16 protein-coding genes and 1 tRNA gene are annotated in these 19,515 nt (G+C 73.0%); 8 read left to right on the top strand and 9 right to left on the bottom strand.

Going from position 1 to position 19,515, the window contains the following annotated elements:
* Nucleotides 1–311 precede the first annotated feature (311 nt).
* Nucleotides 312–746 (top strand): hypothetical protein, encoded by a 435-nt coding sequence (locus tag ACYVQV_RS12065; protein WP_461023539.1) that lies wholly within the window; start codon nt 312–314, stop codon nt 744–746.
* A 256-nt stretch (nt 747–1,002) separates the two neighbouring features.
* Here the strand turns inward: ACYVQV_RS12065 and ACYVQV_RS12060 are convergent, their stop codons facing one another.
* Nucleotides 1,003–2,223: an ATP-binding protein gene (locus ACYVQV_RS12060; protein WP_461023538.1), complete on the bottom strand. Its 1,221-nt coding sequence runs from the start codon at nt 2,221–2,223 to the stop codon at nt 1,003–1,005.
* Between the two features lie 369 nt (nt 2,224–2,592).
* A tRNA-Gly gene (locus tag ACYVQV_RS12055) sits at nt 2,593–2,666 on the bottom strand.
* Between the two features lie 114 nt (nt 2,667–2,780).
* On the opposite strand from ACYVQV_RS12055, the gene dcd reads away from it, so the two are divergent.
* Genes dcd through ACYVQV_RS12040 form a run of 3 tightly spaced genes read left to right on the top strand, consistent with a single transcriptional unit; the run spans nt 2,781 to nt 5,084 of the window.
* Nucleotides 2,781–3,356, top strand: a complete 576-nt coding sequence (gene dcd, locus ACYVQV_RS12050) for a dCTP deaminase (protein WP_461023537.1) — start codon at nt 2,781–2,783, stop codon at nt 3,354–3,356.
* On the top strand, nt 3,353–4,360 hold the full coding sequence (locus ACYVQV_RS12045; RefSeq protein WP_461023536.1) for a hypothetical protein: 1,008 nt from the start codon (nt 3,353–3,355) through the stop codon (nt 4,358–4,360). The genes dcd and ACYVQV_RS12045 overlap by 4 nt, the downstream gene beginning before the upstream one ends.
* Nucleotides 4,361–4,370: 10 nt before the next feature.
* Nucleotides 4,371–5,084, top strand: a complete 714-nt coding sequence (locus tag ACYVQV_RS12040) for a maleylpyruvate isomerase family mycothiol-dependent enzyme (protein WP_461023535.1) — start codon at nt 4,371–4,373, stop codon at nt 5,082–5,084.
* Nucleotides 5,085–5,103: 19 nt separating this feature from the next.
* On the opposite strand, the gene ACYVQV_RS12035 is transcribed toward ACYVQV_RS12040, so the two are convergent.
* On the bottom strand, nt 5,104–6,039 hold the full coding sequence (locus ACYVQV_RS12035; RefSeq protein ID WP_461023534.1) for a VOC family protein: 936 nt from the start codon (nt 6,037–6,039) through the stop codon (nt 5,104–5,106).
* Between the two features lie 331 nt (nt 6,040–6,370).
* Here ACYVQV_RS12035 and ACYVQV_RS12030 point away from each other — a divergent pair, with 331 nt between their 5' ends.
* Nucleotides 6,371–7,741, top strand: a complete 1,371-nt coding sequence (locus ACYVQV_RS12030; RefSeq protein WP_461023533.1) for a glycoside hydrolase family 68 protein — start codon at nt 6,371–6,373, stop codon at nt 7,739–7,741.
* 60 nt (nt 7,742–7,801) lie between these two features.
* On the opposite strand, the gene ACYVQV_RS12025 is transcribed toward ACYVQV_RS12030, so the two are convergent.
* From ACYVQV_RS12025 to ACYVQV_RS12005, 5 genes are all read right to left on the bottom strand, one after another.
* A complete protein-coding gene (locus ACYVQV_RS12025; RefSeq protein ID WP_461023532.1) occupies nt 7,802–8,680 on the bottom strand; it encodes a glucosyl-3-phosphoglycerate synthase in 879 nt (292 codons plus the stop codon).
* Nucleotides 8,681–8,756: 76 nt separating this feature from the next.
* Nucleotides 8,757–11,351 carry a GH32 C-terminal domain-containing protein gene (locus ACYVQV_RS12020; protein WP_461023531.1) on the bottom strand — a complete coding sequence of 865 codons (2,595 nt, stop codon included), beginning with the start codon at nt 11,349–11,351 and terminating at the stop codon, nt 8,757–8,759.
* 143 nt (nt 11,352–11,494) lie between these two features.
* Complete coding sequence (locus tag ACYVQV_RS12015) at nt 11,495–12,313, bottom strand: ATP-binding cassette domain-containing protein (protein WP_461023530.1); 819 nt, start codon at nt 12,311–12,313, stop codon at nt 11,495–11,497.
* Nucleotides 12,310–13,347 carry an ABC transporter permease gene (locus ACYVQV_RS12010; RefSeq protein WP_461023529.1) on the bottom strand — a complete coding sequence of 346 codons (1,038 nt, stop codon included), beginning with the start codon at nt 13,345–13,347 and terminating at the stop codon, nt 12,310–12,312. The genes ACYVQV_RS12015 and ACYVQV_RS12010 overlap by 4 nt, the downstream gene beginning before the upstream one ends.
* Before the next feature lie 5 nt (nt 13,348–13,352).
* Nucleotides 13,353–14,429, bottom strand: a complete 1,077-nt coding sequence (locus ACYVQV_RS12005) for a substrate-binding domain-containing protein (protein ID WP_461023528.1) — start codon at nt 14,427–14,429, stop codon at nt 13,353–13,355.
* A gap of 222 nt (nt 14,430–14,651) precedes the next feature.
* Between ACYVQV_RS12005 and ACYVQV_RS12000 the strand changes: the two genes are divergently transcribed.
* From ACYVQV_RS12000 to ACYVQV_RS11990, 3 genes are read left to right on the top strand one after another with little or no spacing between them, the layout of a single operon-like run.
* A complete protein-coding gene (locus ACYVQV_RS12000; protein WP_461023527.1) occupies nt 14,652–15,797 on the top strand; it encodes a LacI family DNA-binding transcriptional regulator in 1,146 nt (381 codons plus the stop codon).
* A complete protein-coding gene (locus tag ACYVQV_RS11995) occupies nt 15,794–16,192 on the top strand; it encodes a universal stress protein (RefSeq protein ID WP_461023526.1) in 399 nt (132 codons plus the stop codon). Before ACYVQV_RS12000 ends, ACYVQV_RS11995 begins: the two co-directional genes overlap by 4 nt.
* Nucleotides 16,193–16,225: 33 nt before the next feature.
* Nucleotides 16,226–17,044, top strand: coding sequence for an ArsR/SmtB family transcription factor (locus ACYVQV_RS11990; RefSeq protein WP_461023525.1), 819 nt, complete (start codon nt 16,226–16,228; stop codon nt 17,042–17,044).
* Nucleotides 17,045–17,143: 99 nt separating this feature from the next.
* On the opposite strand, the gene ACYVQV_RS11985 is transcribed toward ACYVQV_RS11990, so the two are convergent.
* Nucleotides 17,144–19,474 (bottom strand): (Fe-S)-binding protein, encoded by a 2,331-nt coding sequence (locus ACYVQV_RS11985; RefSeq protein WP_461023524.1) that lies wholly within the window; start codon nt 19,472–19,474, stop codon nt 17,144–17,146.
* Nucleotides 19,475–19,515: the final 41 nt, after the last annotated feature.

Genomic DNA, 19,515 nt, shown 5'->3' with positions numbered 1-19,515 from the left:
CAGGAGGTCGACACCGCTCAACTGCTCACGGCATGATCACCGCACTGACCCGCACGGTGTCGAGCAACTCCACCACTCAGCGGGACGTCACCCTCGATTGAAGACACAACCGTAGACACGCCAACGGATTTGACGCCACGACACCCTCCGTATTCGATCTTGCACGCACCGTCGGCGGGTACCACCCATCGAGCGTGCTCACCAGGCGTCGACCCGCGAACCGGGCTGCGCCGACGAGCCGTTCTCCGGCGGCGGCACACCACCCACCCTCCGCCCGATCGGCGGGGACAACCGGAAGGACAGGACGAACGATGACGTCTCTCGTCGCACGCACCCTCGGCACCGTGGCCCTCGTCGGGGCCGCGATCGGTGCAGCGGCCGTCCCGGCTGCCGCGGTCGACAACACGTTCCAGCTCGCCCACGGCGGCGTCACCGCCTCGGGCACCTACGACCGCATGATGAGCATCCCCGAGCGTCCCGTCCCGCCGGTCCGCGTCGCGGGCACCCTGGTCGTCGACTCCGCCAACCGCTGCGGCGTCGTGCAGATCGCCCAGAGCGGCCCGGCCGACCGCACCGTGTGGCACACCGTGGCCGGCCGCTGTGGCGCCGGTGCCACCACCTTCACCGTGAACGCCGACCTCCTGCGCGGGAGCGTCGACCCGGACGTGCGGCTGTGCGAGGGCGCCACCCCGTGGCAGGCGGTCCGTGGCGCGTCGTGCACGTCCTTCACCCCGGCGGCCGGCTGACCACTAGCTCGTCACGGACGCGGCGACTCGGTGCGCGTGCATTGAGGGCGCTTGACGAGGGCGCTCCCGGAGACCCTGGGAGCGTCCTCGTCGCGTCGGAGCGATCTTCGCGGATTCGAGAACCCGTAGGTCAGCGAAGTGATCGCGCGAACGGATGACGGAACGTGCAGCCATGTCGTCCCAAGGTGGACGCCGCCCTGAGCGGACACCATCACCGCAGCCACGAGGGAGCCACACGGCCGGACGCCGGGGGCCGCTACGTGCCGAGCGCACCGACCGGGATGACGACGACCCCGTCGGGGCGGGTGTATCCGTACCCGGTGGAGGTGATCACCCCGAGGACGGCGGGCGCGCCGACACGGCTGGTGTCGACCTTGGCAGCGAACGCAGTGAGCCCGGCGGCGGCCTCCTCGACCTGGCCGACGCCGAGCTTCACCTCGAACGCGCCCCACCCGGCGGAGGTGGACACGACCGCGTCGACCTCGAGACCGTCGCTGTCGCGGTAGTGGTGCACGGTCCCGTCGAGGGGGTCGGCGTAGATGCGCAGATCGCGGACAACCATCGACTCGAACAGCAGCCCGAGAGTGTTCAGGTCGGCCAGCAGTGCGGCAGGGGTCGCGCCCAGCGCGGCGACGGCGAGGGAGGGGTCGACGAAGTGGGTGCGCGCCGCAGTGCGCAGCCGGGCGCGGGAGCGCAGGTGGGTGTCGAACGCCGGCTGCGTCTCGAGCAGCAGCAGCCGCTCGAACGCGGCCAGGTAGTCGTAGGCGGTGGTGCGTGCCAGAGGTCCCTCGTCACCCTCGGCCTCTGCGGACAGGCGGGCGACCTTGTGCTCGCACGCGGTGTTGCGGGCCAGAGCCCGCAGCAGCCGCATCGCCCGGGTCGGGTCGTTGCGGGCGGGGTCCACGCGGCGGACGTCGACCTCGGCGACGGTGGTCAGGTAGTCGCGGTTGGCCCGCACGGCCTGGCTGATGCTCAGACCCAGGTTGAGTGGCCAGCCACCGCGGACGACGAGGTCGATGACGTCAGGGACGGTGAGCCCGGGGTCGGCGGTGGCGGGTCGCTGCCCGGCCAGGAGGGCGGCCAAGCTCATCACCCCGGTGGATTCCCCGGACTCGAGCAGGCTGAACGGGCGCATCCGCAGGCGGGCGAACCGGCCGGCGCCGGTGTGCCGGGACACGTCGTCGTGCGGCACTGCCGACCCTGTGAGGACGAACTGGCCGGGCAGGCCGCGGCGGTTCACCTGGTCGCGGACGTGGTTCCACACGGTCGTCGCCTCGAGCTGCCACTCGTCAACGAGCTGGGGTGGGGCGCCGTTGAGCACGATCGAGGGGTCCACGGCGAGCGCGGTCCGTGCACCCGGGTCGACGTCGAGGTAGGTGTAGGAGGCGCAAGCACGCTCGGCGCTGTAGGTCTTCCCGCACGCCTTCGGGCCCTCGAGCAGGACCGCCCCGGACGAGGCGAGCCGGTCGGCCAGCATGCCGTCGAGGACACGGGGATGGTAGGTACCGGACCGTTGAGGCACCGTCTTCACCTCCTGTCGATACCGGGGCTACACTTTGCAGCCATTCTAGGCTACATGATGCAGAGGATCGAGGCATCACTCTGCAGTCGGTGCAGGCTACACATTGCAGGAGCCCCAGGCTGCGCTTTGCAGACGATTTCGGCTTCAGGTGTTGTACGGCACCGCATTCTGCAGCGATCTCTGGGAGTGGGGGGTCGGGATCCGTCGTTCGGTCCGGCGCTCGTTCCTCGCGCCGTCCCCGCCTCCTCCCGGTTCCCGGCTCGCCTGGCGGGAACGCGACGAGGGCGCCCCCGAAAACCTTGGGGGCGCCCTCGTCGCGTCTGGTGGAGCGGGTGACGGGAATCGAACCCGCACTGTCAGCTTGGGAAGCTGATGTTCTGCCATTGAACTACACCCGCGTCGCGTGCCGGAGGCGCTGGCGACCGGTCGCGCGGTGGCCAGGATAGCCGAACGCCGAGGGTGCTCCGCCAGCACCCGCCACGGGCCGCCGCACCCCCCGCTACCGTGTGCTCGTGCTGCTCTCCGATCGGGACATCCGGGCCGAGCTGGACGCCGGGCGCGTGGTGCTGGAGCCGGACGACCGGTCCATGATCCAGCCGTCCAGCGTCGACGTCCGGCTCGACAAGTTCTTCCGGTTGTTCGACAACCACCGGTACCCGTTCATCGACCCGGCGGAGGAGCAGCCGGAGCTGACGCGGCTGGTCGAGACGCCCGACGGCGAGGCGTTCGTCCTGCACCCGGGCGAGTTCGTCCTCGCGTCGACGTTCGAGGTCGTCACGCTCCCGGACGACGTCGCCGCGCGCCTCGAGGGCAAGTCCAGCCTCGGCCGCCTCGGTCTGCTGACGCACTCGACCGCGGGGTTCATCGACCCCGGGTTCTCCGGCCACGTGACCCTCGAGCTGTCGAACGTGGCGACCCTGCCGATCCTGCTGTGGCCGGGCATGAAGATCGGGCAGCTGTGCTTCTTCCGCCTCACGAGCGCCGCGGAGGACCCGTACGGAAGCGCCCGGCACGGCTCGCGGTACCAGGGCCAGCGCGGCCCGACGGCGTCCCGGTCGTTCCAGAGCTTCCACCGGACGCAGGTGTGAGCACCCCAGCGCTGACCGCCGAGCAGATCCGGCACCTGCACGTCCTGCTGTTGCCGGCGGAGGTCGACCCCGAGGACGTCGAGGCGCTCGTCGTCACCCGGCACCCCGAGGCCGACCAGGACGACGGCGCCTACCGGATCGGCCGGCACCTGCGGCTCGTCGGGCCGCTCGAGGTGGACGACGCCCTCGCCGACGCCATCGAAGCGCCCCGCGGCTGGCCGCTGATGTACGTCCTGGACTCGCCCGTCGAGCGGGAGGACCCGCCGCTGCCCGGCACGTCCCACCCCGACGGCCTGCACCGCGCCTTCCACGACGGCATGCCCGTGCGCGCGGAGGCGCGGGGCGTCGAGCTGCTCGTCGCGATCGCCCGCCGCCTCGACGGCGCCGTCCGGGTGGCCGACCCCTACGGCACCGGGACCGTCCTGCGCCCCGACCCGGGCGCGCGGATCGACCTCGTCGTCCACTCCCCGTACTGGCTCGAGCCCGACACGCTCCTCGGCGTCGTCCGGCTGCACGAGCCGGGCGCCCGGCTCGCGCTCGACGGCGAGCAGTGGATGGGCCCGCCGCGCGGGCTGGTGGACAACCCCGCCGACGAGGCCGCGGCCGCGCTGCGCCCCGAGCTGCGGGTCGCCCTGCACGCCCAAGCGGACCGATACGACGCGGCGGCGCTCGCCGGGGACGACGTCCTCGACGCGTACGCGGTCGTGGTCGACCTCGGACCCGAGGGCCGGTTCGGCGGCATCGAGGTGATGGCGCACCCGGAGGAGGTGCGGATCCCAGCGCTGGCCGGCGTCGAGTGGGCGGACGACGTCATCAGCTACGAGGTGCGCTGGACCCCGCCGGACGAACGGGAACGCGCCCTGGAGGACCCGTCGCCCGAGTACGTGGCGTCCCGGGCCGTCGCCGCCACCGCGGTCGGTCTCATCGCGTCCGCGGTCGTCGAGGCCACCGACGGCGTCCTCGTCGACTCCGACGGGTTCCTCGTCGACCGGTACGACATCTGAGGACCGGCAGGTGCCCCTCCCGGACGCCGACTACCTGCCGCTGCTGCGCGCCGAGCTCGACGCGTTCGCGGCCACGCTGGCCGACGACCACCTGGGCGCGCCCGTCGCCGGCTGCCCGGGGTGGACGCTGCGGGACGTCGTCCTGCACCTCGGCGAGACGCACCGGTGGGCGCGGCACGCCGTCCTCGCCGGGACCGGTGACCACTGGCCGCAGCCCGGCCCCCGGGACGACGCCGGCCTGCGGGCCTGGTTCGCCGACGGTGCCGGCGCCCTCGTCGAGACGCTCACCCGCACCGGGCCGGACACCGCGTGCTGGACGCTGTGGCCGCCCCGCACCGCACGGTTCTGGCGACGGCGTCAGGCGCTGGAGGCGCTCGTCCACCGTTGGGACGCCGAGACCGCGACCGGGTGCCAGCCCGAGCTGCCCGCCGACCTTGCCGCCGACGGTGTCGACGAGGTCGTCGGCACCATGGTCCCCCGCCAGGTCCGCCTGGACCGGACGACGTGGCCCCGGCAGCCGATCGCGCTCGTCGCCACCGACACCGGGCACCGCAGGGTCCTCGGCGCACCCGGTGACTGGGCGGTGGCCGCCGCGGTCCACGGGACCGCGGCCGACCTGCTGCTCCTGCTGTGGAAGCGCCGGGCGCTGAGCGGTGACGGTCTGCGGGTGGACGGCGACGCCGACGCCGTCCGCGACGCGCTGGACCGGCCCCTGACCCCGTGACGACGGCAGCCCCCGCCCTTCAGTGACCGGCCCCGTCGCGGTAGCGGGCGGCCAGCGCCACGTACGTCTCGGCGTTGCGGTGGATGCGTTCCACCTCCTCGCCGGTCACCTCCCGCTTCACCGCGGCCGGGACGCCCGTGACGAGCGACCTCGGCGGGACGACGGTGCCCTCGCGGACGACGGCCCCGGCGGCGACGAGCGACTCCCGGCCGATGCGGGCGCCGTTGAGGACCACGGCCCCCATCCCGACGAGCACGTCGTCCTCGACGGTGCACCCGTGCAGGACCGCCCGGTGCCCCACGGACACCCGCCGGCCGACGGTGACGGGCAGGTCCCGACCGGGGTGGACGACGCACCCGTCCTGCAGGTTGGAGCCCTCGCCCAGGTGGATGGGGGAGTCGTCCGCGCGCAGCACCGACCCGAACCACACGCTCGACCCGGCGTCCAGGGTGACGGCGCCGACGAGGGCGACGTCCGGTGCCACCCACGACTCGGGGTGCAGCACCGGCCTCCCGCCGGCGAACGGCACCAGCCGCGGCCCCGGAGCCGTGGCGTCCCGGGCCGCGTGACCGGCCGCGTCGCCTCCGAGGACGTCCTGGACGGTCCGGCTCAGCAGGCAGAGCTCGTTGCCCTCCGGGTCTGCGAGCACGACCCAGGTGGCGTCGTCCGGCTGGCCGACGTCCACCCGGCGCGCCCCGAGGGAGAGCAGCCGGTCGAGCTCGGCCTGCGTGGTCGTCCCGTCGGCGCGCAGGTCCAGGTGGACCCGGTTCTTCCCGGTCTTGCCGTCGGGTGCGCGGATCACGTCGATCGCCGGCCACGACCCGTCCGGCGGCGCCAGGCTGACCCCCTCGTCGTCCACCTCGGTGACCGGCCAGCCGAGCGCGGCGGACCAGAACGCGCCGACGCGCGCAGGGTCGACGGCGACCAGGGAGATGGCGGAGATGCGGCTCGTCACGGGGCGAACCTAGCGCCGGGGCCGCGCGCGCCGACGACGGAGAACGAGCACGGTCAGGTGCCCGAGAAGTGACGGGATGTCGCCCTCGCGAACTTCTTGTCGGTCCCTCCCGTCGCTGCTAGCGTCGCGACGCTGCAGCATCACCGAACGCGTCCAGGACCCGACCGCCGTGACGACCCCGGCCGGCTCCTCCTCCGGCGGCCCCAGCCCGCCGGGTCTCCCGACCTCGGGCGCTGCCGCCCGTCCACCGTCCCCCGACCGGCGCGTCCCGTCGCGACGCGCCGGCGGGATGCGGTCCGCCGGTGGTGCCCACCCAGCTCCAGGAGCCCCCATGCGACGCCTCATCGCTCGACTGGCCGTCGGCTCGATCGCGCTGACCGCCTCGTTCGCCCTCGTCGTCCCCACCTCCGCCGCACCACCCGACACCGGTGGCGGCGGCGTCTCCGTCAACGCCGTCTTCGACCCGCGCGCCGACGTCCAGGCCAACTGGACCCGGGCCCAGGCCCTGCGGATCGCGCCGGACGCCACCAACACCAAGCCCCGGATCCCCGAGGACTTCCCGATCATGACCGACGAGGTCTGGGTCTGGGACACCTGGCCGCTGACCGACCTCGACATGAACCCGGTGAGCTTCAAGGGCTGGAACGTCATCTTCTCCCTCACCGCACCGCGGGACATCTTCTTCGGTGACCGGCACTGGCAGGCCAGGATCGGCTACTTCTACTCCCGCGACGCGCGGAGCTGGACGTACGGCGGGGACCTCTTCCCGGCCGGCTCGTCCTTCGGCTCGCGCGAGTGGGCCGGCTCCACGGTGCTCGAGCGCGGCAACCGCGTCCACGCGTTCTACACCGCCTCCGGCCGCGACGACGGCGGCATCGACCCGACGGACGCGCTGCAGCGCCTGGCGCACGCCGCGGGCCGCATCCACGCCGACCGCGACGGCGTGTTCTTCCGCGGGTTCAACGACCACACGATCATCGCCGAGGCCGACGGGGAGATGTACCAGACGCTCGAGCAGTCCGAGGCCGGGCCGATCATCTACGCCTTCCGCGACCCGTTCGTCTTCCGCGACCCGGTGGACCGGAAGATCTACGCGCTGTTCGAGGGCAACAACGGCGGCGTCGCCGGCAGCCACACCTGCGACCGGCACGAGATCGGCCGGGTCCCCGCGGGCCACGAGGTCCCCGCGGACGCCCGGTACTACACCGGCAACATCGGCCTGATGGAGGTGCAGAACGCGCGGATGACCCAGTGGAGGCTGCTGCCGCCGCTGCTGTCCGCCGAGTGCGTCAACCAGCAGACGGAGCGGCCGCACCTCGTCGTCCACGAGGGCAGGTACTACCTCTGGACCATCAGCCACACGTTCACGTTCGCTCCCGGGCTGACCGGTCCCGACGGCCTGTACGGCTTCGTCGGTGACGGCCTGCGCAGCGACTACCGGCCGCTGAACCGCAGCGCCCTGGTGCTCGGCAACCCGGCCGACGCACCGTTGCAGAACTACTCCGACTACGTCATGCCGAACCTGCTCGTCGAGAGCTTCATCGACACCGTCCCCACCAGCGACGGTGGGGTGAGGTACGGCGGGACCCTCGCGCCGACGATCCAGATCGAGATCCTCGGCGACCAGGGACGGCGCACCCGCATGGTCGGGGAGCTGCCCTACGGGTACATCCCGGCGCTCGCGGCGGCACCCGTCCGCTGACGCCCACCGGCACGACCCGCGAGGGTCCCGGCGCGCACCGCGCCGGGACCCTCGGCCGGCCTAGGGCCGCCCGGCACCGCACCGCGGGGGCAGCTCCTCCAACGGGACGGGGACCGTCACCTCCCGGCGGCCACCCGCCGCGCTGACGTACTGCCGGATCTGCCGTCCGGGGACGTCCACCCCCAGCCGCAGCAGCGCCGTCCCCATCACCTCGGCGGCCATCACGCCCAGGGCGTCCTGCGACTGCTGCCGGTGCGTGCGCCGGCCCAGGTCGACCTGGGCGATGACGTCGGACCCGTGCCGTCCCAGCGTGTCCAGCAGGACGGCGATCTCCACCCCGTACCCGGTGGGGAAGGGCAGCGACTCGAGCAGCGAGCGCCGACCGGACCACTCGCCCGCCAGCGGCTGGACGAGGGCCGCGAGCTCCGGCCAGTGCAGGTTCAGCAGCGGTCGCGCCACCAGCTCGGTGACGCGGCCACCGAAGCCGGTGACGGTGCCGTCGTCCCCGACGAGCGGCCGGTCGTAGAAGCCCTTGACCAGGAGCGTCTCCGGGTCCGTCAGCAGCGGCCCGAGGAGGCCGAGGCCGTAGTGCGGTCCGGCGTCAAGGAGGTCGGCGTCGCAGAACGCGACGAGCGAGCCGCTGGTCTCGCCGAGCGCGTGCCACATCGCCGCGCCCTTGCCGGCAGCCTCGCACCGGACGACTCGCGCGCCGGCGTCCGCGGCCACCTCGGCGGTGCGGTCGCCGGACCGGCTGTCGACGACGACGAGGTCGTCGACCAGCCCCGCGCAGTGCAGCGGGCGCAGCGACCGGACGACGTCCCCGACCGTCTCCTCCTCGTCGCGGGCGGGCAGCACGAGGCTCACGGTCTCGCCCAGCGCACGCTTCGCCTCCCGCAGCTGGTCGACCGTCCACGCGTCCGCCGGCCAGGTCGTCACCACCCGTGCACCGTACGCGTCGACCCCGCGGGGGCCACCCCGCGCCCGCGGGGCCGACGCGCCCCGCCCTACCCGGCGCTCACCCGCCCGTGCTGCGGTACGAGTCGAGCTCCCACACCCGCAGCGACTCCACCTGCGTCGCGGCACCGTCGGAGAACAGCTCGATGCCGTCGCTGGCCGGGTCCGGGAACACCAGGCTGGTCACCACGGCCTCACCCTGCCCACCGAACACCTCGACGGACGACGAGTCCACGAGGACCCGCAGCCGCACCGACCCGTCGACCGGGACCAGCGGCGCGGCGTGCCGGCCGCTGAAGTCCGGTCCGAGGTCCACGCCCGACCGGGTGCGGTCGACGTACACCTCCTGCCGCGCGACGTCGTACCCGACGACCGTCTCCTGGCCGTCCCCGACCCGCACGCGCAGCCCGAACGCGTCGGCGTCGCCGACCGCGAACGTCGCGTCCACCTCGAAGGACGTCGCTGCGACGGGCAGGCCCCGGGTCGTCCCCGTCCGCGTCGTCACCGCCGACGTCCCGGTCGGCGCCAGGCTCGGGCGGCCGGTCACGAGGGGGCGACCGCGCAGCCGCTCCAGCGCCCCGACCGGCTGCTGCACGAGCCGGACCTCGCCGTCGACCGTCTGCAGACCGACCTGGCGGGGCACGCTCATCGCCCCTCGCCAGGTGCCGGTCGGGGTGGCGCCGGCGTACTGCCAGTTGCTCATCCAGCCGATCATCCGACGCGTCCCGGTGGGGTCGCCGTCCCACGCGACCGCCGCGTAGTAGTCCTTGCCGTGGTCGAGCCAGTCGGCCCGCTGCAGCGCGGACAGCGCCGGCTCGGCCGCCAGCACCACGTGGTCGACGAGCACCTGCCCCCAGCCGCCGGGGTTGGCGTCGACGGCGCGCACACGGGCGGTGCGGCCCTGCCAGCGGCGCAGGTCGAACGACGCCCAGTCCAGGACGCCGCTGTTCGCGCCGGTCGCGCTGTCGACGACCTCGCCGTCGACGAGCAGCTGGACGGTCGTCTCCGTGGACGCCCGCTGCGCGGGGGCGTCCGACAGCATCACCGAGTCGACGTTGACGTGCCCCCACCCGCCGGTGTTGGCGTCGACCACCTGCAGCCGGGCGCTGCGGCCCGTCAGGTCCGTGACGTCCCACGCCCGCCAGCTCAGCCGCTCCTCGTCCCGCCCGGTCGCCGTGCGCACGACCTCGCCGTCCACGAGCAGGTTCACCGCCGTCGGGGCGTCCGACGTCATCGGGTGGCGACCGCCCCCGACGAGGAGGTTCACCCAGGCGTGGGTGAGCTCGAACTCCGGCGAGGTGAGGACGCCGGTCGTGCGGTCCCCGTCGACGAACGTGTTGACCAGGCCGGCCCCCTGGAACCCGGTGACCGCCTGCTGCCCGGGGAGGGTCCCGGTGGCGGGGGCGTCGCCGAACGCCTCGCCCTCGACGACCCAGCCCTCCCCGTAGGCGCCGCCCTCGAAGTCGGCGACCACCCGCGCCGCCACCGGCGGTTCGGGGTCGAGCACCGCGCCGGGGTCGTGCGGGTGCCGGCCGCCACCGACGAGGAGGTTCAGGTACGGCGCGTCGACGGTGAACTCCGGGGACGTGAGCGTGCCGGTCCCCGCGTCGTAGCGGTGGAAGCTGTTGGCGAGGCGCTCGCCGAGGTACCCGGTGACGCCGCTCTGGTCGGTGCCGTCGGCCCGCCCGGCGACCGGGCCGTCGCCGAACGCGTCACCGGTCACGGTCCACTCCCCGAAGCCGTCGCCCTCGAAGTCCGCGAGCACCCGCAGGGCCGGCGGGGGCTCGTACGAGCCGTCGTCGTCCGGCGTGAAGGTGGTGCCGTCCCACTCGCCGACGAAGTACTGCATCCCCGAGCCACCGTGCGGCCCGCCGGGGTTGAGGCTGACGACGAGCACCCACTTCTGCCGGTCGGGGTCGCCGTCGACCGGCAGCCGGAACAGGTCCGGGCACTCCCACACCCCGCCCACCGCGCCCTGCGGCCCGAAGTCCGACAGGTGGGTCCACTCCTTGAGGTCCGGCGAGGAGTAGAAGGCGATCCGCTTCTCGGTGGCCAGCGCCACGGCCATCAGCCACGTGCCGGTCGACTCCTGCCAGGTGACCTTGGGGTCGCGGAACTCCTCGTTGTCCAGGTCCAGCACCGGGTTGCCCTCGTACTTCTGCCACGTCCGGCCGTTGTCGAGGCTGTACGCCAGCGCCTGGTCCTGGCCCGGACCGTCCCTGCGCGCGCTCGTGTAGACGGCGACCATCGGCGGGTCCTCGACGCTGCCGAAACCGCTGGTGTTGCGGTGGTCGACGACGGCGCTCCCGGAGAACACGTACTCGTCCTGGTCGTGGGGGATCGCCAGCGGCAGCTCCTCCCAGCGCACGAGGTCACGGCTGACCGCGTGGCCCCACGACATGTCGCCCCACTGCGTCCCGTTCGGGTTGTGCTGGTAGAAGAGGTGGTACTCGCCGTCGTGGAAGACCAGCCCGTTCGGGTCGTTCACCCAGTTCCGCTCCGGGGTGTAGTGGTACGCGGGGCGGTACGGGTCTGCGCCCACGTCGGCTCCCGGTGGGGCGTCGGTCCGTCCCGTCGCCGTGGCCGGCGCCGTCGACAGCGCGGTGGCCACGGCGAGGGCCGCGGCGGCGAGGGTCGTGGTGCGGTGGCTCGTCATCGTGCCTCCTGGTCACCGGGAGGGCCTCGTCGCCCGCCCGAGGGTGTGACGGACCACGGGGACGGCGCTGCGCCGTCCCCGTGGTCGCGTCCGGGTGTGCCGGCCCGCCGGCGCCGTGGTGGCACGACGCCGGCGGGGGCGTCTCAGGCCACCTGCTCGGGCGGCTCCATCGCGCCGGTCATGATCGCGACGGCGTCGGACATCGAGATCGACCTCGGGTCGACCACGGCCTTGCGGCGTCCGAGGCGCTGGATGTGGATCCTGTCGGCCACCTCGAACACGTGCGGCATGTTGTGGCTGATGAGGATGACCGGCAGCCCCCGGTCGCGGACCTGCAGCACCAGGTCCAGGACGGCGCGGGACTCACGCACCCCGAGCGCCGCCGTCGGCTCGTCCATGATGACCACGCGGCTCCCGAACGCCGCGGCGCGGGCCACCGCGACGGCCTGCCTCTGACCACCGGACAACGTCTCCACGGCCTGGTTCGGGTTCTGGATCGTCATGATCCCCAGGTCGTCGAGGTGGCGGCGCGCCTCGTCCCGCATGCCGTTGCGGTCGAGCATCCGGAACACCGACCCCAGCACCCCCGGACGCCGGCGCTCGCGGCCGAGGAAGAGGTTGCTGGCGATGTCCAGGGACGGGGAGACGGCCAGGCTCTGGTGCACCGTCTCGATGCCGGCCTCCCGCGCGTCGATCGGCGTGCTGAAGTGGACGACCTCGCCGTCGACCCGGATCTCGCCCTCGTCCGGGACGAGCGCCCCGGACAGCGCCTTGATGAGACTGGACTTGCCGGCGCCGTTGTCGCCGATGACGGCGAGGATCTCCCCGGGCAGCAGGTCGAGGTCGGCGCCGGTGAGCGCGGTGACCCGCCCGTACCGCTTGACCAGCCCGCGGGCCTGCAGCACGGGGGTGGGCTCGGCGGCTGGGGCGCTGCGGCCGGCCGCCTCGGTCGTGGTGCTCACGGCTTCACCTTCCTGATCCACTGGTCGATCGAGACCGCCGCGATGATGAGGACGCCGACGGCGAAGTTCTGCCAGAGCACGTCGACGCCGGCCAGGGCGAGGCCGTTGCGGAACACCCCGACGATGAGGGCGCCGATGAGCGTGCCGACGATCGCGCCGCGGCCACCGAACAGGCTGGTCCCGCCGATGACGACGGCGGTGATCGAGTCGAGGTTCTCGGTCTGCCCGGCCTGCGGGCTCGCCGAGGCGATGCGGCCGATCAGGATCCACGCGGCCAGGGCGTAGACGGCGCCGGCCGCCGCGTACACGCTGAGCAGGACCCGCGCGGTGCGGATGCCGGACAGCCGGGACGCCTCGGCGTCGTCCCCCGTGGCGTAGACGTGCCGCCCCCACATGGTGTTCTTGAGGACGAACGCCATGGCGACCACGAGCAGCACCATGATCACCGAGCCGTAGGTGATCCTGGTGTTCCCGACGGTGAACGTCTCGCCGGTCCACAGCAGCAGCCGGGGCATGTCCGTGCCGCGGATCGTGGCGCTCTGGGAGTACCAGAGGTTCAGCGCGAAGAACACGTTGAGCGTCCCCAGCGTCACGATGAACGGTGGCAGCTTGAGCCGGGTGACGAGCAGTCCGTTGACCAGCCCGGCGGCGGTGCCCACGGCGAAGCCGATGAGCAGGGCCACCACCCCGGGCATGCCCTGCTCGGCGGCCATCTTCGCCATCACGATCGAGCTGAGGACCATGATCGCGCCGCAGGACAGGTCGATCCCCGCGGTGAGGATGATGATCGTCTGACCGACGGCGAGCGTGCCGACGACGGCGACCTGCTGGAGGATCAGCGACACGTTCCCCGGTTGGAGGAACCGGTCGGACAGCAGCGCGAAGACGATGACGGCGAGCAGCAGGACGACGGCGGGGCCGATCGTGGCCTGCGCGTGCAGCAGGTGCTGCAGCCTGGTCAGCGGGGTGCGCCGGCCGGCCGGCTCACCGACAGGGTTGGTCCCCCCGGGGCGCGTGGCGGTCAGGGTGGGCACGGTCCTCAGCCCCAGCAGTTCTCGAGGCCCCAGGCCGAGTCCTGGGACTCGACGCCGTCGAACGGCTCGTCGGTGATGAGCGTGACGCCGGTGTCGACGAAGTCCTTGCCCTCGGTGTTCTCGGGCTTCTCGCCGGTCTCGGCGTACTCGACGACCGCCTCGACGCCCATCTGCGCCATCTTCAGCGGGTACTGCTGGGAGGTCGCGCCGATGACCCCCGCCTGGACGTTCTCCACGCCCGGGCAGCCGCCGTCCACCGAGACGATCGTGACCTGGTCCTCCACGCCGGCCGCGCGCAGCGCCTCGTACGCACCGGCCGCGGCGGGCTCGTTGATCGTGTAGACGAGGTTGATGCCGGGGTCCTTCTGCAGCAGGTTCTCCATCGCCGTGCGCCCGCCCTCGGGGGAGCCGTCGGTCACGTCGTGCCCGACGATGCGGGGGTCGTCCTCGTCGCCGATCCGGGTCTCGTCCTTGACGTCGACGCCGAAGCCCTCGAGGAAGCCCTGGTCGCGCTGCACGTCGACCGACACCTGGTTGGGGTTGAGGTCGAGGAGCGCGATCCTCGCCTCCTTGCCCTCGGCCTCGAACTTGGCCTTCGCCCACTCGCCGATGAGCTGGCCCGCCCGGTAGTTGTCGGTCGCGAAGGTGGCGTCGGCCGCGTCGGCGGGCTCGAGCTGGGTGTCGAGGGCGATGACGAGCAGACCCGCCTGCCTGGCCTTGTCGACGGAGGGCACGATGGCCTTGGAGTCGTTGGGGGTGATGAGGATGCCCTGCGCACCGGCGCCGATGAGGTTCTCGATCGCGTCGACCTGCGCCTGGTTGTCGCCGTCCTGCTTGCCGGCGAACGACTGCACCTCGGCACCGGTCTCGCTGGCGGCCTCCTGGGCGCCTTCCTTCATCTTCACGAAGAACGGGTTCGTGTCGGTCTTGGTGACCAGGCCGACGAGGACGTCGCCGCCCGAGCCGGCACCGCCGGCGGTCGTGGAGTCCTCACCGCAGGCGGTGAGGGCCACCAGCGGCGCCGCGGCGAGGACGAGGGCGGCGGTCCGCAGACGCGCGGACCGGCGGTGGATGGCGCTCATGGGGGCTCCTGGGGTGATGTACGACAACGTTGACGTCACTGGGCGCACTCGGGCGTGCGTGAGAGGTGCGCAGCGGCCTCTCGGCCGTGCGATGCGTTGTGTCGCAGGGGCCTTGGGAAGTCGGTCGGCGTCGGCTGTTCCCTGACGACAACGTTGACGCTAATGTGACTTGGGACACAGCGACAACCCCGAGTTACCCAATCGTTACCGACAGGAGGCGACGTGGACGACCGACGACGGGTCCGCCGGCCGCACCCGACCATGCGGGACGTCGCCGCCCTCGCCGGCGTCAGCATCAAGACCGTGTCCCGGGTCGTGAACGGCGAGCCAGGGGCCGGCGCCGAGGTCACCCGGCGGGTCCGGGAGGCGGCCGAGTCGATCGGCTACCGGCCCGACCACTCCGCCAGCAGCCTGCGCCGGTCGGACCGGCGCAGCGGCACGCTCGGGGTGGTGTTCGAGGACCTGTCCAACCCCTTCGACGCGGCGATGCTGCGTGCGGTGGAGGACCGCGCGTCCGCTCGGGGGGTGCTCGTCCTGGCGTCCAGCAACGAGGACGACCCGCGGCGGCAGGAGGTGCTGCTGAGGTCCCTGTCCGTCCGGCGGGTCGACGGCATGGTCGTCATGGCGGCCGACGGGGTCCAGGACGCGCTGCAGCACGAGTGCCGCCGGGGGACCCCGCTCGTCCTGGTCGACCGGCCGCCCACGTTCGAGCACGCCGACAGCGTCACCACCACGAACCGGGAGAGCACCTGCGAGGCCGTCGTGGAGCTGGCGCGGCTGGGGCACCGGCGCATCGCCTTCCTCGGGGACCGCACCGCGCTCGCCACCAGCCGCGACCGGCGGACCGGCTACGTCGAGGGCCTGGCATCGACGGGTCTCGTCCTGGACCCCGCACTGGTCCGCACGGACCTGCGCGGTCCGGACGAGGCGTCCCGGGCCACGACCGCGCTGCTCGGGCTGGCCGACGCCCCGACGGCCGTCTTCGCGGCTCAGAACCTGCTGACGGTCGGGGCCATGCAAGCGCTCCGGGGCCGGGGGGTGCAGCAGCAGGTGGCGCTGGTCGGGTTCGACGACTTCCCCCTGGCTGACATGCTCGACCCGCCGGTCACCGTCGTCCGGCAGGACGTGCCGCGGATGGGTCGCGTCGCCGCCGACCTGCTCCTCGCCCGGGTGGACGGCGACGCCTCGCCCGCCGTGCACGAGGTCGTGCCGGCGTCCCTGGTCCGGCGCGGGTCGGGCGAGATCCCGCCGCCGGCCGCCCGCCGCCGGACACCGACGCGTCGGCGGCCGCAGCGCCGCGCGGACGACGCCCCCACGGGCCGGCGCCCCGCCGGTTCCCGGACCGCAGCACCGGAGGTACGAGCATGAGCATCGTCGTGGGCTACGTCCCCACCGAGACGGGGGCGGCCGCGATGGCGGCTGCCGCGGCCGAGGCCCGGCTCCGGGGCTCGGACCTCCTCGTCGTCAACACCGCCGTCGGCAGGGACTACGCCGCTCCCACCTACGCCGACGAGCGCACCCTGGACGGCGTCGTGGCGTCGCTCACCGAGGAGGGCGTGACCGCGCACGTGCGCCACCTGGACGACGCCGACCCCGCGGAGGCGCTGCTGCGTGCTGCAGCGGAGCCAGGGGTGGAGCTGCTCGTGATCGGGCTGCGCCGCCGGACCCCGGTGGGCAAGCTCATCACCGGCAGCACCGCCCAGCGCGTCCTCCTCGACGCCCCCTGCCCGGTGCTGGCGGTGAAGGCGCCGGGAGGCCCTTGATAGGTGACTATTGAGTCACCTATTGTCGTCGTCGTGAACGACGACCGCCGTGAGGCCGAGACCGCCCGGGTCCTCCGGGCGCTGTCGGACCCGCACCGCAGGGCGATGCTCGACGCCCTGAGGCAGCGCGACGGTCGCAGCGTCACCGAGCTCGGCGAGCGGCTGCCCGGCCTCGGCCGGCACGCCGTCCTCAAGCACCTCGGGGTCCTCGAGGACGCCGGCCTCGTCACCACCCGCAAGGTGGGCCGCCAGCGCCTGGCCCACCTCAACCCCGTCCCCGTCGTCGCCCTCGCGCGGCGGTGGCTGGACGACTTCGGCGCCCGGATGGGCCTCACGCTCACCGGCCTCCGCGACCTCCTCGAGACACCCGAACACCAGGAGCCCCCCATGACCGAGACGGTCACCCGCGTCGCGACGGTCGTCGTCGCCGCCTCCCCGGAGCAGATCTGGGCCGCCATGACCGATCCGCACCAGACCGTGCGCTACTACCACGGCACCGAGGTCCACTCGACGTGGGAGGTCGGTGCCCGGATCGAGTACCGCTACCCCGGCGGACCGGCCGCCCTGGAGGGCGAGATCCTCGAGATCGAGCCCGGGCGGCGTCTGGTGCACACCTTCCACGCCGTGTGGGACGACACGATCGCCGCGGACGCGCCCACCCGCTACGAGTGCCGGCTCGAGCCGGCCGGCGACGGGCTGACCCGGGTGACCGTCGAGCACTCGCAGGTCGTCGCGGGGTCGGTGACCGACCAGCAGACCAGCGGCGGGCACGAGTACGTCCTCAGCGCCCTGAAGACGCTGGTGGAGACGGGCCGCAGCATCGACGAGCTGGCAGCCACCGCCGCGCGCTGACGCACGTGGGGACGACGGCGCCCGCGGCGGGTCGACCGGCTCGGAGCCGGTGACCACTCGCCGCGGGCGACGTCGTGGGTGCCCTGCGGGCCCTGGGGGTCAGCCGGCCGGGACCGGCTCCGGGTCGGGGTCGGCCTGCCCGCCGGCGGCCGGGCCGGCGTCGCTGCCCCCGTCGCCGCGCCGGACGGCGGCCAGCAGCATCTGCGCGACGTCCAGGACCTGGACCTCCTCGCGCGCCTCGCCCTTGCCCTTGGCCTCGGTCAGGCCGTCGGAGATCATCACGCGGCAGAACGGGCAGCCGATGGCGATGGTGTCGGCCCCGGTGGCGACGGCCTCCGCCGTGCGGTTGCCGTTGATCCGGGTGCCCAGCTTCTCCTCCATCCACATCCGCGCACCGCCGGCGCCGCAGCAGAACGAGCGCTCCTTGCTGCGCTCCATCTCCCGCATCTCCACGCCGGGCAGCGAGCCGATGAGGTCGCGCGGCGGCGAGTACACGCCGTTGTGGCGGCCGAGGTAGCACGGGTCGTGGTACGTCACGGACGGCGCCGACGCGCCGGCCTTGGACGCGCCCACCCCGCTGACGGGACCGGACGGCGGCGCGACCGGAACCAGCTTCTTGTCCCGCACGAGGCGGTTCAGCAGCTGGGTGTGGTGCACGACCTCGTACGTCCCGCCGAGCTGCGGGTACTCGTTCGACAACGTGTTGAAGCAGTGGGCGCAGGTGACGACGATCTTCGTCGCCTTCATCTCGTTGAGGACCTCGACGTTCTGCTGCGCGAGCATCTGGAAGAGGAACTCGTTGCCGGCGCGCCGGGCCGGGTCGCCGGAGCAGCCCTCGCCGTCACCGAGGACCGCGAAGTCCACGCCCGCGGTGTGCAGCAGCTCGGCGACGGCCTGCGTGGTCTTCTTCGCCCGGTCCTCGAACGCGCCCGCGCAGCCGACCCAGAACAGGTACTCGACCGCGGAGAGGTCCTCGACGTCCGAGCCGACCTGCTTGACCTCGAACGGCAGGTCCTTGGCCCAGTCGAGGCGGCCGCGCGGGGACATGCCCCACGGGTTCGCGTTCTTCTCGAGGTTCTTGAACAGGCCGCCGAGCTCGGACGGGAACGCCGACTCGATGAGCACCTGGTTGCGGCGCATGTCGACGATGTGGTCGACGTGCTCGATGTCGACCGGGCACTGCTCGACGCACGCGCCGCAGGTGGTGCAGGACCACAGGACGTCGGGGTCGATGACCGCGGACTCGCTGTCGTACGCCTGGAGCACGTCCGCCATGTCGTAGCCGGTGTCGCCGACCAGCGGCTTCTCGGCGAGGGCCAGGACGTCGGCGGGCAGGTCGGCGCGCGTCTCCTCCGACGCCATCAGCCACGGGGCCTTCGCGTGGGCGTGGTCGCGCAGCGCCAGGACCATCAGCTTCGGCGACAGCGGCTTGTCGGTGTTCCACGCGGGGCACTGCGACTGGCAGCGGCCGCACTCGGTGCAGGTGGAGAAGTCGAGCAGCCCCTTCCAGGTGAAGTCCTCGACCTTGCCGACGCCGAGGGCGGCGTCCTCGTCGAGCTCGTCGATGTTCTCGAAGTCGACGGGCTCGCCCTTGACCTTCATCGGCTGCAGGGCACCGAGGGAGGTGCGGCCGTCGGCGTGGCGCTTGAACCAGATGTTGAAGAACGCCAGGAAGCGGTGCCAGGCGACGCCCATCGTCGGGGTCAGCGCGATCGTGATCATCCAGACCATCGAGATGAGGATCTTGATCGCCGCGACGACGAGGATCGCCGTCTCCAGCGCACCGACGGAGGCGCCGGAGAACAGCTCGCCCATCCACGCCGTCAGCGGGAAGTGGAAGGCGCTGGCGTACTCCTCGCCGGTGGCGCTGAACAGCGCGTACTCCAGACCGCGCAGCAGCAGGATGCAGGTGCCGACGCCGAGGATGACCGCCTCGACGAAGTACGCCTGCCAGAAGCTCGAGCCGAAGAACCGCGACCCGCGCTCGCCGGACGCGATGGTGCGGCCCTCGTCGCCGCGGAACGACCTCGGGTGCTTGAGCTGCCGGATCACGATCAGGGTGAGGATGCCGAGCAGGCCGGCCCACGCCATCAGCTCCGTGACCCACTCGTACGGTGCGAAGTGCCCGATGAGCGGGAGGGTGAAGTGCGGGTCGAACAGCTGCCCGTACGCGTTCACCAGCGTCAGGAAGAGGACGCCGAACGAGACCATGACGAACCAGTGCGCGGCGGCGACCACCGGCAGCCGGGCCATCCGGGTGTGCCCCAGGAACTCCCGCACGAGCGTGACCGTGCGCGCCCCGGGGTCGTCCGAGCGGTTCTCCGGTTGGCCGAGCTTGAACTGGCGGACGAAGCCCGCCACCGTCCGCGCCAGCAGCGCGACCCCCACGGCCGTGACGGCCAGGCAGATCACGATCAGGGCCACCTGCATGAGTCGCGCTCCTCGTCCGGGGAACCTGCTGCGGGTCGCGA

This window comes from Thalassiella azotivora, from assembly GCF_054781695.1.
This window is presented reverse-complemented; position numbering and strand designations above follow the sequence as displayed.

What these genes read in the sequence shown, in the direction of transcription:
- ACYVQV_RS12060 (WP_461023538.1), bottom strand. Translation starts at nt 2,223, where the DNA reads ATGCTGGCCGACCGGCTCGCCTCGTCCGGGGCGGTCCTGCTCGAGGGC.
- ACYVQV_RS12005 (WP_461023528.1), bottom strand. Translation starts at nt 14,429, where the DNA reads ATGAGCGCCATCCACCGCCGGTCCGCGCGTCTGCGGACCGCCGCCCTC.
- ACYVQV_RS12030 (WP_461023533.1), top strand. Translation starts at nt 6,371, where the DNA reads ATGCGACGCCTCATCGCTCGACTGGCCGTCGGCTCGATCGCGCTGACC.
- ACYVQV_RS11985 (WP_461023524.1), bottom strand. Translation starts at nt 19,474, where the DNA reads ATGCAGGTGGCCCTGATCGTGATCTGCCTGGCCGTCACGGCCGTGGGG.
- ACYVQV_RS11995 (WP_461023526.1), top strand. Translation starts at nt 15,794, where the DNA reads ATGAGCATCGTCGTGGGCTACGTCCCCACCGAGACGGGGGCGGCCGCG.
- ACYVQV_RS12020 (WP_461023531.1), bottom strand. Translation starts at nt 11,351, where the DNA reads ATGACGAGCCACCGCACCACGACCCTCGCCGCCGCGGCCCTCGCCGTG.
- ACYVQV_RS12065 (WP_461023539.1), top strand. Translation starts at nt 312, where the DNA reads ATGACGTCTCTCGTCGCACGCACCCTCGGCACCGTGGCCCTCGTCGGG.